Source organism: Aeromonas sp. R4-2 (assembly GCF_040908295.1).
In the GTDB taxonomy this organism is placed as follows: domain Bacteria; phylum Pseudomonadota; class Gammaproteobacteria; order Enterobacterales; family Aeromonadaceae; genus Aeromonas; species Aeromonas veronii.
Map to the genome: position 1 here is coordinate 301,793 of NZ_JBFODL010000025.1, position 12,292 is coordinate 314,084.

At 61.0% G+C, this 12,292-nt stretch carries 14 protein-coding genes; 9 read left to right on the forward strand and 5 right to left on the reverse strand.

The window, feature by feature from the left end; all coding sequences use genetic code 11:
• The first annotated feature begins 37 nt into the window (after nt 1–37).
• The 9 genes from AB5Y99_RS20895 to AB5Y99_RS20935 all read left to right on the forward strand — a co-directional run bounded on the left by AB5Y99_RS20895 (nt 38) and on the right by AB5Y99_RS20935 (nt 7,276).
• Nucleotides 38–238 (forward strand): YbfA family protein, encoded by a 201-nt coding sequence (locus AB5Y99_RS20895; RefSeq protein ID WP_005334863.1) that lies wholly within the window; start codon nt 38–40, stop codon nt 236–238.
• Nucleotides 239–672: 434 nt separating this feature from the next.
• On the forward strand, nt 673–936 hold the full coding sequence (locus AB5Y99_RS20900; protein WP_021229844.1) for a DUF2282 domain-containing protein: 264 nt from the start codon (nt 673–675) through the stop codon (nt 934–936).
• Nucleotides 937–1,010: 74 nt separating this feature from the next.
• Nucleotides 1,011–1,859, forward strand: a complete 849-nt coding sequence (locus AB5Y99_RS20905; protein WP_368210790.1) for a DUF692 domain-containing protein — start codon at nt 1,011–1,013, stop codon at nt 1,857–1,859.
• Entirely contained in the window at nt 1,852–2,604 is a 753-nt protein-coding gene (locus tag AB5Y99_RS20910) for a putative DNA-binding domain-containing protein (protein WP_368210792.1), read from the forward strand. Before AB5Y99_RS20905 ends, AB5Y99_RS20910 begins: the two co-directional genes overlap by 8 nt.
• Nucleotides 2,601–3,044, forward strand: a complete 444-nt coding sequence (locus AB5Y99_RS20915) for a DoxX family protein (RefSeq protein ID WP_064339660.1) — start codon at nt 2,601–2,603, stop codon at nt 3,042–3,044. The genes AB5Y99_RS20910 and AB5Y99_RS20915 overlap by 4 nt, the downstream gene beginning before the upstream one ends.
• Before the next feature lie 97 nt (nt 3,045–3,141).
• Entirely contained in the window at nt 3,142–3,624 is a 483-nt protein-coding gene (locus AB5Y99_RS20920; RefSeq protein WP_368210793.1) for a GNAT family N-acetyltransferase, read from the forward strand.
• 179 nt (nt 3,625–3,803) lie between these two features.
• Nucleotides 3,804–5,099: a methyl-accepting chemotaxis protein gene (locus AB5Y99_RS20925; protein ID WP_368210795.1), complete on the forward strand. Its 1,296-nt coding sequence runs from the start codon at nt 3,804–3,806 to the stop codon at nt 5,097–5,099.
• 161 nt (nt 5,100–5,260) lie between these two features.
• Nucleotides 5,261–5,815 carry a DUF3332 domain-containing protein gene (locus AB5Y99_RS20930; RefSeq protein WP_076491369.1) on the forward strand — a complete coding sequence of 185 codons (555 nt, stop codon included), beginning with the start codon at nt 5,261–5,263 and terminating at the stop codon, nt 5,813–5,815.
• Nucleotides 5,816–5,902: 87 nt separating this feature from the next.
• Nucleotides 5,903–7,276: an HD-GYP domain-containing protein gene (locus tag AB5Y99_RS20935; protein ID WP_368210796.1), complete on the forward strand. Its 1,374-nt coding sequence runs from the start codon at nt 5,903–5,905 to the stop codon at nt 7,274–7,276.
• A gap of 77 nt (nt 7,277–7,353) precedes the next feature.
• On the opposite strand, the gene AB5Y99_RS20940 is transcribed toward AB5Y99_RS20935, so the two are convergent.
• The 5 genes from AB5Y99_RS20940 to AB5Y99_RS20960 all read right to left on the reverse strand — a co-directional run bounded on the left by AB5Y99_RS20940 (nt 7,354) and on the right by AB5Y99_RS20960 (nt 12,282).
• Nucleotides 7,354–8,412, reverse strand: coding sequence for an FUSC family protein (locus AB5Y99_RS20940; protein WP_368210797.1), 1,059 nt, complete (start codon nt 8,410–8,412; stop codon nt 7,354–7,356).
• A gap of 62 nt (nt 8,413–8,474) precedes the next feature.
• A complete protein-coding gene (locus AB5Y99_RS20945; protein WP_368210798.1) occupies nt 8,475–10,238 on the reverse strand; it encodes a bifunctional molybdopterin-guanine dinucleotide biosynthesis adaptor protein MobB/molybdopterin molybdotransferase MoeA in 1,764 nt (587 codons plus the stop codon).
• A complete protein-coding gene (mobA, locus tag AB5Y99_RS20950) occupies nt 10,235–10,879 on the reverse strand; it encodes a molybdenum cofactor guanylyltransferase MobA (RefSeq protein WP_368210799.1) in 645 nt (214 codons plus the stop codon). The genes AB5Y99_RS20945 and mobA overlap by 4 nt, the downstream gene beginning before the upstream one ends.
• On the reverse strand, nt 10,851–11,546 hold the full coding sequence (locus AB5Y99_RS20955; protein ID WP_019446237.1) for an energy-coupling factor ABC transporter ATP-binding protein: 696 nt from the start codon (nt 11,544–11,546) through the stop codon (nt 10,851–10,853). Before AB5Y99_RS20955 ends, mobA begins: the two co-directional genes overlap by 29 nt.
• Nucleotides 11,547–11,580: 34 nt before the next feature.
• Nucleotides 11,581–12,282 (reverse strand): ABC transporter permease, encoded by a 702-nt coding sequence (locus tag AB5Y99_RS20960; protein WP_158112132.1) that lies wholly within the window; start codon nt 12,280–12,282, stop codon nt 11,581–11,583.
• Nucleotides 12,283–12,292 lie beyond the last annotated feature (10 nt).

Here is a 12,292-nt window from a genome sequence, read left to right on the forward strand (position 1 = left end):
TCTTTGCTCAGTGGTCTTACCAGTAAGGAGTTACATCATGTTTCATCCCTTTTCCCTGACTCAGATTATTCTTCGTCGCATTTATGTATTGCTGGTGGGCATTCTGGCTTTCCCCGTGATGCTGTTTCGCAGCGATCGTGCCCGCTTCTACAGCTATCTGCACCGGATCTGGAATAAAACCAGCACCAAACCGGTGTGGCTCAAAATGAGCGAGCGTGGCGAGCGGATCTTCTACTAAACCCCATTCGCACCATGTGCAAAAAGAGACAGCCAAAGCTGTCTCTTTTTTTATCTGCTTGCTGCAACTCCTGGCTCCCAACAGCACTCAGATTATTTATTTATTGTTTCTTTAAAGTTGCATCCAGCCCTGCCTGTTGGCGGGGCTTTTTTATGTCTGACGCATCTCTTTTGATGGAAGCAGTGAAGAAGATTAACGGGGTGAAAGCACCATATGGCACTTTTTTCGTTCATTAATGGGTGGTCGGCAATAAATTTTTAATGAAGAAATTGCTGTTTTAAATCAATGTCTTGTTTGTTTCGCTTTGGGTTGTTTAACTCTTTTTTGTGTTTTTTTGAAAGGGAATATCCCATTTGCCGGTTCTATTGCAGGTACCCGGTTGCGACAAATCGGGGATATCAGCAACATCCAACGACATCAAAAGGAACATGAACATGAATGTTAAAAAAAACACTGCTATCGCCTCCGCCATGACCGGTCTGCTGGCGCTGGGCGCCCAATTTATCGCGGCGCCAGCCATGGCTGCCGATGAAAAGGAGAAGTGCTACGGCGTGGTCAAGGCCAGCAAGAATGACTGTGCGACCAAGAGCAGCTCCTGCGCCGGCACTGCCAAGGAAGATGCTCAGGGTGATGCCTTTGTGGTGATGCCCAAAGGGCTGTGCGAGAAGCTGGTCGGCGGTTCGCTGCAACCCAAGTAAGAGACATCGGGCAGGGGGGATGGCCAACGGGTCGCCCCCTGCATCTTCTCTGATTGGCGAAAGCGAGTCTTGCGATGAACCCTTTGATTGGTATCGGATTACGCACTCCCCATTACGACGAGATCCGGCAAATCCTGCCGGCAGTCGGTTGGCTGGAGGTGCATAGTGAAAATTACTTCGAACGGCACAGCCAGGGTTTTCAGGTGCTCGCCGAACTGGCGCAGCACTACCCCGTCAGTCTTCACGGCGTTGGCATGTCCCTCGGTTCTGCCGACCCGCTCGATCCGCACCATTTGCAGCAGTTGTCGACACTGGCCGCGGCGATCAAACCGGTACGGATCTCCGAACATCTCAGCTGGGGCAGCATTGGTGGGCGTTACTTCAACGATCTGCTGCCGGTGCCCTATACCCGAGCCTCCCTGCGCAACATGAGCGACAAGATCCAGCAAGTACAACAGACCCTGGGTTGCCGCATGCTGATTGAAAATCCCTCCTCCTATCTGCAACTGCCCGGGGAGATGAGCGAGTGGGAATTTCTGGCCGAGCTGCAGCAGCGCAGCGAGTGCGGCATCCTGCTCGACCTCAACAATCTCCATGTCAGTGCCTTCAATCACGGTTTCTCTTGCGATGAGTATCTGGCGGCGATCGATCTCGCAACCGTCGGGGAGATCCATCTGGCCGGTTATACCGAGAAGCAGCTGCCGGAAGGCTCCCTCTATATCGACACCCACAGCGCCCCTGTGGTGGAGCCGGTCTGGGAACTCTATCGCCAGATCTGCCGCAAGCAGGCCATTCCCACCCTGATTGAGTGGGATCTCGAGATCCCGCCGCTGCCGGTCTTGCTGGCAGAGGCGGCGCAGGCCAGTGCCATTCTGGATGAGGCGCGTGCCATGAGTGCACCACGGGAGGTAGCCAATGGCTGAGCTGGCACAGCTGCAACAGCATTTCGCCGAGGGTCTGCTGGGGGCGCCTGACACTATTGCCCCTCACATCAGCTCCCGGCTCTTTCCTGCCGAATCTGTGCTGCAGGTCTATCGCAACCACTTCATCCTGAGCCTTGGCGAGGTGCTGGCGAGCAGTTATCCCGCCGTCAAGGCTATGGTCGGGGAGGACTTTTTTGCAGCGGCGGCACGTGGCTTCGTATTGGCCGAGCCGCTCAGGGAAGGGAGCGTCATGCACTATGGCGCCGGGTTTGGTCAATGGTTGGCACGCTTGCCGACTACAACCGGACTGCCCTGGCTGGAGGCGCTGGCTCAGTTCGAATGGCAGCTTGAGCGTGCCAGTCTGCTGCCGCTGGAATCACGCTGCTGGCCAGCCGAGCGTCTGGCCGCATTATCGCCGCAACAATGGGAGCTGCTGCGACTCTTGCCAGCCACGGATCTGCTGCTGGTTGCCAGTGATTATCCGGTGCTGGCCCTGTGGCAGATGGCGCTGCACGGTGGTGAAGCGGTGGAGGTGCTTGATGCCCCCGTCTGGCTGGCATTGAAGAAACAGCCGGATTGCCGGGTTGCCCCCTTGCCCCTGACGGCGGGTGAGTGGGCGCTGCTACAGGGTTGTCTCGCTGGTACGGCGCTGGTCGATCTGCTGGCGGCCGACCCTGCGGCCAGTGAACATCTCACTCGCCTGATAACCCTTGGTCTGCTGGTGGATATGGAGGTAATGCCATGATGGCAAACAAATGGCTGGCGCTGGCCAGCTCGAGTGGTGATTTGCCGCGCTGGAGCAGTGCCGGTGTGCTGTTGTTGGCGCGGCTGTGGGTCGCCTCGGTTTTTATCACTTCAGGCTGGCTCAAGCTGACGGCGTGGGATTCCACCCTCTATCTGTTTGAATCCGAGTATCAGGTGCCCCTGCTGCCCTGGTTGTGGGCTGCCTATCTGGGGACGGCGACCGAGCTGCTGTTGCCGCTCTTCCTGCTGGCGGGGCTTTTTACCCGCCCAGCCGCCTTGCTGCTGTTTGGCTTCAATATCATGGCGGTGATCTCCTATCCGACCCTCTGGGCGGGTGGCTTTTACGATCACCAGCTGTGGGGCTGGATGCTGCTGACCCTGATCATCTGGGGCGGCGGTGTGCTGAGCCTGGATTATTGGCTGACACGTCGCAACCATTGATTTATCAGTGATTTTCCCAATGACAAAGAGCGCCACAAGGCGCTCTTTGTCATAATGACGGCCGGCGAAATTTCCCATGAGAGAAAAGGAGCAGCCAATGATCATTCGTCAGGCAAGGGCCGCAGATATTCCCGCACTGGTGGCGCTGCGCATGGAGCTGTTTTGTGAGGTCGGTGAGCTGGTGACGCCGCAGGCAGACCCGGCCTTGTGGCAGGCCACCCTTGACTACTTTACCCGGGCGATGAGTGAAGAGAGCGCTTTATCATGGCTGGCTGAGGCCGATACGCAAGAGGGCGGCAAACAGATCGTGGCAGCAGGGACGCTGGCATTGTTTGTACGGCCCCCCTATCCCGGCAATTTGACGGGGGTGGAGGGGTACCTGCTCAACATGTATACGCGGTCACAATGGCGCCAGCAGGGGATCGCCACGGCGCTGCTCGATGCCATAACGGCCTTCGCCAGAGCGCGTCAGCTGGGCAAGGTGTGGCTCCATGCCAGCGAGCAGGGGCGCTCTCTCTATGAGCGGATCGGCTTTGTCGCCAATCCGGCCTATCTGGAGTGGCAACCGGCGGTGGAATAAGGGTTTCAGCTCTGCATGAGTGGCGTTTGGTCGGTGAATTTGATTTACAGCAATAAATATGGCGTCAGATGGGATCGCGGCAAAGCTGCCAACTATGCTGATGGAGCACGCCACCATTATCTTATTGATCCACTGCGTGGTTTGGCAATGGTGGGTGCCAGTCTGGAGGATACGTTTCGATGTTCAATAGCAAACTGAAAGCCGAGTTGCAGCAGTGCCAGGATCAACTTCTGGAACAGCAGGGATTTTTTGACGCAGTGCACGGCAGCGTGGCGACCATCACCTTTACGCCGGATGGCACTGTGCTGGCCGCCAATGATCTCTTTCTCAACGTGGTGGGCTTCAGTGCGCCCGAGGTTATCGGCCAGCATCACCGTATCTTTTGCGACAAGCTCTATGCCCAGAGCAGCGACTATCAGCAGTTTTGGGCGGACCTGAAGCAGGGGCGCTCCCGTACCGGGGTATTCCAGCGCTTCAACAAACGGGGCGAGGCGATCTGGCTGGAAGCGACCTATTTTCCGGTCAAGTTGCGGGGCGTAGTGACCAAGGTGATCAAGATCGCGGCCGATATTACCGAGCACCACCTGCAACTGCTCAGCCAGCAGGCGGTGGTGACGGCGCTGGATCGGTCGCTGGCGGTCATCGAGTTCACCCCCGACGGGGAGGTGATTGCAGCCAACGGTAATTTCCTCCATACCATGGGCTATACCCTGGCTCAGGTGCAGGGCAAGCATCACCGCATCTTCTGCGACGATCAGTTCTATCGAGACCAGCCCCACTTCTGGGATGAGCTGGGCCGTGGTCAGTTCAAGTCCGGTCTCTTCTGTCGTCAGAACAGTCACGGTAGCAAGGTGTGGCTGGAGGCGACCTACAACCCGATCCTTGATGAGCATCGCAAGGTGGTGAAGGTGATCAAGTTCGCTAGCGACATCACCGAGCGGATCAACAAGAGCGATGCGGTGCGGGAAGCGGCCATGTTGGCCCACGATGCGGCGCGGGAGACCCTGAACTGCGCCGAGCGTGGCGCGGGTCTGCTCTCCTCGGTGGTCGATACCTCCAGCCTGATTGCCAGCCAGTTGACTCACAGCATCGGTCTTATCAATCAGCTCAACGAGCAGTCGCGCAGTATCGAGGCGATCGTCTCCACCATCAGCAGCATTGCCGATCAGACCAACCTGCTGGCCCTCAACGCGGCCATCGAAGCAGCCCGAGCCGGGGATCAGGGGCGTGGCTTTGCGGTGGTGGCTGACGAGGTTCGCCAGCTGGCGGCACGCACCTCGCTCTCTACCGACGAGATTGCCAAGGTGGTGCAGAACAACCGTGAACTGACCGCCAAGGTCACCGCCGAGATGTCTGATGTGGCGGGCAGTGCCGAGCTGGGCAAGCAGCAGGTAGGCGAGGTCAACGAGGTGATGAGCGAGATCCGCCGGGAGGCGAACAACGTCTCCAGCACCGTCTCTGATCTGGCCATCTGAACCCCCTGACTTCCTGTCATGCCGGGGCATTGACTCATATTTGAGCAGTCAGTGCCCCAATCTGAACCCCTCCTGTATCGTCCCGCCATTGTGAATTGTCCTCTTCTGGCCCCTTGATTAGGCTTGCCGCCTCATTTATTTCAGAGCAGGAACAGAACACGATGGCATTACAACAGAAGGGGCGGGCAATGGCCCTGCTGGTTATGGTCGCGAGCATGGGTCTGGGCGGCTGTATGGGGCAGATGGGGCTTTCCGGCATGGTCACCAAGGGCAACCTGAGCGTGGTGGATAACCGCTACGCTCGTGCCGGGGTCTTTATGCTGCTCTCCCCTGTCTACGGTCTGGCCGCGACCGCTGACCTGTTCGTCTTCAATACCATCGAGTTCTGGTCTGGCAAGAACCCTATCACCGGCAAATCTCCGGCTGTGGTGGACATGAAGGCCGATCCGGTGATCAAGGTGAACCAGCATCTGGATCCGGCCCTCAAGAAGGTGCCGCTGGCCATGTTGCCACAAGGGGTGCGCGAGGTGGAGATCAGCTATCCGGACGAGCATACCGCCCAGATGGAGGTGCACTATCTGGATGGTCGCCGCAGCATGATGCGTGGCGAGAAGCGTGGCGAGTTGATGGATATCTACTTCGATGGCCGCTTTGTCTCTACCCTGAGCCGTGCGGAGCTGGAAGAGCGGGCGAATCAGGGGAAGGCTGCTGCCTAAATTTAACTGAATCCAGATCGATCCAGCTTCAGATGGGGTATACCTAATCTGCTGGCAAAATCGCCATGATGTCTAAGGGAGTAGACTATGACGGTGAATGGATTGCGATTGGCGGAGTTGATTGGTTCCCTCAGTCATGCGCTCGATATGACCGAGGGGCAACCAAGAGGACACTGCATTCGCTGCTGCTGGATAGGTTCCCGTCTGGGGGAGCGGCTGGGACTGGACGCCCGGCTGCGCCATGATCTCTACTACACGCTCCTGCTTAAGGATCTTGGGTGCAGCAGTAATGCCGCCCGCATCTGCGAGCTCTATCTCACCGACGATCTTCACTTCAAACGCGATTTCAAACTGGTGGATGGCTCCCTCTCCGAGGTAGTCAACTTTGTGCTGGGCCACACCGGCTTGCAGGCGGATTTGCTGGGACGTTTTCGCAGCCTGTTTCATATCTTTCGCAACGGTGACCAGATTGCCAACGAACTGATCCAGACCCGCTGTCATCGGGGGGCGGATATCGCTCGCCAGCTCCGTTTCAGTGACGAGGTGGCCGATGGCATTCTCTCCCTTGATGAACACTGGAATGGCAAAGGTCGGCCCCTGCAACTGGCAGGCGAGGTGATCCCGCTCTTCTCGCGCATTGCCCTGCTCTGTCAGGTGGTGGATGTGTTTCACGCAGCCGCAGGCCCGGATGCGGCGCTCAAGGAGCTGCGCGAGCGCAGCGGCAGCTGGTTTGATCCGGCACTGGTTCGGGAATTTGAAGCGCTGGCCGACGAAGAGTTCTGGCAAGGACTGGCCGATCCCCGACTGACCGAGTGGGTGTTGGTCCACCCGGCCGGGCAAGGGGAGGTAGCGCTGGATGAAGATTATCTGGACGAAATCGCGGCGGCCTTCGGGCAGGTGGTGGACTCCAAAAGTCCCTACACCGCGGGTCACAGCGGCAGGGTGGCGCTCTATACCGACATTCTTGCCACCCAGATGGGGTTGTCCGAGCCGCGTCGACGCTGGCTCAAGCGGGGTGCCCTGCTCCATGATGTAGGCAAGCTCGGGGTGAGCAACGCCATTCTCGACAAGCCGGGCAAACTCGATGCGCAGGAGTGGGCGGCGGTGCAGATGCATGCCGCCTATACCGAGGAGATCCTGAGCCGCATCGGCGCCTTCGAGGAGCTGGCACAAGTGGCGGGCGCCCACCATGAGCGGCTCGATGGCAAGGGCTACCCCAAGGGGCTGAAGGGGAACGAGATTACCCTTGAGACGCGCATCATCACCACAGCCGACATCTTCGATGCCATTACCGCCAAGCGCCCCTATCGCGGCGCCATCCCTGTGCCGCAGGCGTTGGAGATGATGGCGGAGAATCTGGACACCGCGATAGACCCCGACTGTTTTGCCGCCCTGCAGGCGGGTATTCAGGATTTCTCCCTCTACCTCACCACCGAGCAGCCGCTGGCCAATGCCAGTTAAGATTTGCAGCCTTCATGGCCCAAGCGGCCAGTCAGACAGCAAAACGCCCCGCCACTGCGGGGCGTTTTGCATTGGGCCTAGTCGGGCTGCTTGCGATGGGGCGGGGTGAGGATCAGTCCCAGCAGGCGGCGCAGGTGGGTGAGCTGTTCGGTCAGCTGGACGTTGAGCCAGAGGTAGCCATTGATGGCGGCCTCGGTGTTGGGGGGCAGCGACACCTGGGTCGCCACCTCGTGCAGGCGGGCGATGGCGGCATCCGCGCCGCGCCCGTCACCGGTTAGCATCATCAGGGCGAGCTGGCTGATCGCCTCCTCGGTGGCCTGATGGCAGGCGTGCAGTTCGCGGGTGCTCTGCATCAGGAAGTGGCTCTCCCGATCGTTCCAGTAGGTGTTGGCCAGCATCTCAAGAGTACAGAGGGTGTTGCGCATGGTGACCTGCACCGCATCAAACAGGGCGACGCTGTGACGCGTCTCCTTGGCTGCGGGGGCCAGCAGGGCTCGCACTTTGCCGGTCTGGGCCAGCAGTTGGGAGAGATTGTGCTTGAGGCGCGGGCGCTCCAGCACATTGGGGGAGAGGTGAGTGTGATAGAGCCGCCCCGACTGCTGCAGGATCTGGTGCAGTTGCAGCCGCCAGTGGCTGTAGGCCCGCTGGGGATAGATGCTGCAAAAGAGCAGCGCCAGCAGGGAGCCCAGTATCACGTCGGCACTGCGCCACAGCGCCGTCTCTATATCCCCCGGCATGGCCCCCATGGTGACGCCCAGGGTGATGCCGATCAGCAGCCCCACATAGGGGCGCTTGCCGAGGGCCAGATAGCCGCAGAGGAACATGATGCACCCGCACCAGATCAGGGTGAGTGGCAGGGAGTAGATCTCGAGATAGAGCGCCACCACCCCGCAACTGGCGCCGAAGATGGTGCCCACCACCCGCTGCAGGGCGCGGGAGAGCACATTGCCCCAAAACGAGATGGGGCCCATCACCACCACGAGTGTGATCAGCGGCCAGGTGCTCTCCGGCAGTTTCAGCTCGCGGGTCAGCAGAAAGGTGAGCATAAAGGCGAGCGCAATGCGCAGGCCATGGACGATCCGGTAGCGGCCATAGACCAGCAGATCGAGTCGGGAGAGGGGGGCATCAAGACGCACGGTCTGCCTCCTGTCAGGTGGGGGACGGGGCGCCGTGCATCCGGCCGACGCCCCGTCGGGATTTAGGCCAGTCGTCCCTGCAGGGGGTGGATCCAGACCCGCTCGCCAACGGCGATCCCGGGTTGATCCGGTACGATTTCGATCAGGCAGTTGGCATCGGCCATGGAGCTGAGAATGCCGGAGCCCTGTGGCCCAGTGGTGCGCACCCGCAGCTGGCCGTTGCGGTCCTGATGAAAGATGCCGCGCAGAAACTCGGTGCGCCCCGGGCGGCTCTTCATCTTCTCGTCTGCCAGTGCCGAGAGGCGCAGCGGCAGCCACCGCTTGCCTTGCAAGCGGGCGATGGCAGGCTCGACAAACTGCAGCACGCAGATCATCGCCGCGACCGGATTACCCGGCAGGCCGAAGAAGGGGGTCTGCCCCAGCTTGCCAAAGGCGAGCGGGCGGCCCGGCCGCATCTGGATGCGCCAGAAATCGATCTGGCCGAGCTCCGCCAGCACCAGCTTGATAAAGTCGGCGTTGCCCACCGAGACTCCGCCCGAGCTCAGCACCAGATCGGCGCTGGCGGCGGCTTGCTCCAGCTGCTGGCGCAGAATGGTCTTGTCATCGGGAATGATGCCAAGGTCCATCACCTCGCAACCGGCGGCGCGGATAAGGGCCATCAGGGTGAAGCGGTTGCTGTCGAAGATATGGCCGGGGGCGAGCTGCTCGCCCGGCGCCTGCACCTCGTCGCCGGTACTGAACAGCGCCACTTTCAGCGGGGTGCGCACCGTGAGACTGGCTTGACCGAGTGATGCCGCCAGCCCCAGCTGGGGGGCGCCAAGCCAGGTTCCGGCCGGGATGGCGACCGCACCTTTGGCGAGATCTTCGCCGGCGAGGCGCACATTCTGCCCAGCCCGGATCGGGGCGGTGACGGTGACCCACTCACCTTCAATATGTGTCTCTTCCCGCATCACCACAGTATCTACCCCGGGGGGCAGCGGGGCACCGGTCATGATCTGCACAGCCTGACCGGCCAGCACAGGCTCGTGGCGCTGCTGGCCCGCCAGCACTTCCCCCACCAGTTGCCAGCGACCGGCGGCGAGATCGTCGCTGCGAAGGCCAATGCCATCCATCGCCGAGTTGGCGTGGGGCGGCACATTGATGGGGCTTATCAGATCTGCAGCCAGCACAGCGCCGTGGCACTGGGCCAGCGGTTTATCGATGCAGGCGTTGCTCGGGGTGAGGGCCGCCAGAATGGCGTTGCGGGCCGCCTCGACCGAGAGAAAGCCCTTGCCCGCCTCAGGCTCCTTGCTCTGGCAGCCGTCAAGCCAGCGGCAGACGAAGTCGGCGATAGCCGCCAGATCGTTGATATCGAGGCAGGGCAGGCTTGTCTGCTGTTGTTCGTCACTCTGTTGGGGCTGATCGCTGGCCAGCGCGATGATGTCGCTGTCTTCGGGGAAGAGCAGCGGCTTGCCAATTTCGGCGCGGTGCAGCTCGATTTTCGGGAAGTGTTCGTGCTTGAACCCCTCGACCAAGAGCAGATCGAGATCTGTCTGATCGAAGCTTGCCAGCAGCTGGCGAAAGTCGGCTTCGGCCAGTTCCGTCTCAATGATACGAGCATGACGACGACGGGAGGCGACCATCATCTGCTGGGCACCCGCCTTGCGCAGGCGATAGCTGTCTTTGCCCGGCTGGTCGATATCAAAGTCGTGGTGGGCGTGTTTGAGCACCCCGATGCGCAGGCCGCGATCCACCAGCAGGGGGATCAACTGCTCCAGCAAGGTGGTCTTGCCGGTGCCGCTCCAGGCGGCGAAGCCGAGCAGGGGAAGAGTGGGGGCCGGGGTCATGAGGTGACTCCTTGTTGGGGGTCGATAGCCGGGGCGAGCAGACGGGCCTCGTAGGCGGCCAGTTCGGCAGGGCTATTGAGATTGATAAAGGCATCCGGCTGATCGGCAAAGCTCACCACCGCCATATTGTGGCGGGCAAACCAGATATCGATTTTGCGCTCACCCTCTGCCAGCGCGGCGGTGAGGGAGGGGAGCAGGGATTTGTGCAGCAGGGCCACCACGGGTTGCAGCCAGTCGCCGTCGTGGGCCACTACCAGCTCGGTATCCGGGGTCAGGGCGGCGCGAAAGCGGCTCAGCAGATCCAGCGGCAGAGCGGGGCCATCGCAGGGGACAAACAGCACCCAGTCGTGACGGGCGGCAGCAAGGCCCGCCTGCATGCCCGCCAGCGGGCCGAGATAGTCGTTGTTGTCATCGCTGATGACCGGAGCCAGCGTCTGATAGCGGGCCTGACTGCGGTTGGCGTTGATCAGCACCTCATCCACCTGGAGGCGCAGGCGCGCCAAAACATGGTCGATAAGAGGGCGTCCCGCCAGTGCTACCCATCCCTTGTCTTCGCCCCCCATCCGGGTGGCGCGGCCTCCTGCCAGGATCACTGCTGATACGGCAACGGGATCAGAGTGGCTGTCGCTTTTTGAAGTCATGTCGCTCGATGATTTTTAAAGGGGTCGTCTCTTGCAGCTGGCCACGGGCGAGGGTCCATTGCCGCTCGCACAGGGAGGTCAATGCGTTGCTCTGGTGGCTGATGACGACCAGGCCGCTGCCATGTTCCCGCAGATCTTGCGCCAATGCGGCCATCAGGGCAACCGAATGTGTGTCCAGATTGGCGGTGGGCTCATCCATCAACAGAAAGGCCGGTTGCAGCGCCCAGGCACGGGCCATCGCCAGCCGTTGCCGTTCGCCACCGGACAAAATGCTGATGTGCTCCCGCGCCAGCCCCTCCAGCTCGACCCGGCGCAGCGCCTCGAACACCCGGATCTCGCTGCCGAGCTGTTTATCGAGCGCCCAGGCCACGTTGTCGTGCACCGTGCGATCGAACAGATAGGGGGTCTGGTGCAGATAGGTAACCCTGCCCGGCCCCAGATCCCGTTTGAGCAGCCGGTTTAGCCGCTGTTGCCAGCGCCCCGGCAGATTGGTGTGGCCGCGGGTGGGGGCCAGCAGCCCTGCCAGGATTTTGAGCAAGGTGGTCTTGCCCACCCCGTTGGCTCCATGCAGCCAGATGGCATCCCCCGGTGCGATGGCGAGCCGGTCAATCTCGAACAGCTGGCGCTCGCCAAAGCGCATCGTCAGCTGGTGGGCGGTCAGGGCCATGGGGTACTCCTGTTGGTACACAGTGGGGGCATGGTCAGTTCTTCAGATAGCTGTGGCCGCGACAGGCCGTCAGCAGCAGGTTGAGCAAGAGGGCGAGGGTGAGCAGCACTATGCCGAGGGCCACCCCCTGAGTGAAGGCCCCTTTCTGGGTCTCCAGCGCGATGGCGGTGGGGATATTGCGGGTGAAGTGCAGGATATTGCCCCCTACCATCATGGAACAGCCCACCTCGGTGACGATGCGGCTAAAGGCGCCGATGATGGCGGCCAGCAGGCCAAAGCGGCACTCGTGCATCAGGCCGAGCAGCGCCTTGGGCCAGGAGACCCCCAGGGTCAGGGCGGTCTCCCAGGCACGCCGGTCGCTCTGGACAAACGCCGCGTGGGCCATGGTGGCGATCACCGGGAAGGCGATCAGCATCTGCCCCACCACCATCGCCTGCTGGGTAAAGAGCAGCTTCCAGTCGCCAAAGGGGCCGGCCCGCGACAGCAGCATATAGAGCAAGAGGCCAATCACCACGGTCGGCACCGATTGCAGGGTATTGATGCAGGAGAGCCAGAGCCAGCGGCCGGGCAGCGGCAGATAGGCCAGCGCAAAGCCCAGCAGCAAGGCGGGCAGCAGCACCAGCAGCAGGGCGATGCAGGAGACGGAGAAGGAGACCCCCACCACCTGCCACAGTTCGGTGTCACCACTGAACAGCAGGGCGAGGGCCGCCAGCGTGGTATCGATCAAGGTCGGCATCAGGCGCCTC

Bases quoted from the DNA above. Each gene is read 5' to 3' on its own strand.
- AB5Y99_RS20935 (WP_368210796.1), top strand. From the start codon at position 5,903: ATGACGGTGAATGGATTGCGATTGGCGGAGTTGATTGGTTCCCTCAGT.
- AB5Y99_RS20910 (WP_368210792.1), top strand. From the start codon at position 1,852: ATGGCTGAGCTGGCACAGCTGCAACAGCATTTCGCCGAGGGTCTGCTG.
- AB5Y99_RS20930 (WP_076491369.1), top strand. From the start codon at position 5,261: ATGGCATTACAACAGAAGGGGCGGGCAATGGCCCTGCTGGTTATGGTC.
- AB5Y99_RS20915 (WP_064339660.1), top strand. From the start codon at position 2,601: ATGATGGCAAACAAATGGCTGGCGCTGGCCAGCTCGAGTGGTGATTTG.
- mobA (WP_368210799.1), bottom strand. From the start codon at position 10,879: ATGACTTCAAAAAGCGACAGCCACTCTGATCCCGTTGCCGTATCAGCA.
- AB5Y99_RS20920 (WP_368210793.1), top strand. From the start codon at position 3,142: ATGATCATTCGTCAGGCAAGGGCCGCAGATATTCCCGCACTGGTGGCG.
- AB5Y99_RS20960 (WP_158112132.1), bottom strand. From the start codon at position 12,282: ATGCCGACCTTGATCGATACCACGCTGGCGGCCCTCGCCCTGCTGTTC.
- AB5Y99_RS20900 (WP_021229844.1), top strand. From the start codon at position 673: ATGAATGTTAAAAAAAACACTGCTATCGCCTCCGCCATGACCGGTCTG.
- AB5Y99_RS20905 (WP_368210790.1), top strand. From the start codon at position 1,011: ATGAACCCTTTGATTGGTATCGGATTACGCACTCCCCATTACGACGAG.
- AB5Y99_RS20945 (WP_368210798.1), bottom strand. From the start codon at position 10,238: ATGACCCCGGCCCCCACTCTTCCCCTGCTCGGCTTCGCCGCCTGGAGC.
- AB5Y99_RS20925 (WP_368210795.1), top strand. From the start codon at position 3,804: ATGTTCAATAGCAAACTGAAAGCCGAGTTGCAGCAGTGCCAGGATCAA.
- AB5Y99_RS20895 (WP_005334863.1), top strand. From the start codon at position 38: ATGTTTCATCCCTTTTCCCTGACTCAGATTATTCTTCGTCGCATTTAT.
- AB5Y99_RS20955 (WP_019446237.1), bottom strand. From the start codon at position 11,546: ATGGCCCTGACCGCCCACCAGCTGACGATGCGCTTTGGCGAGCGCCAG.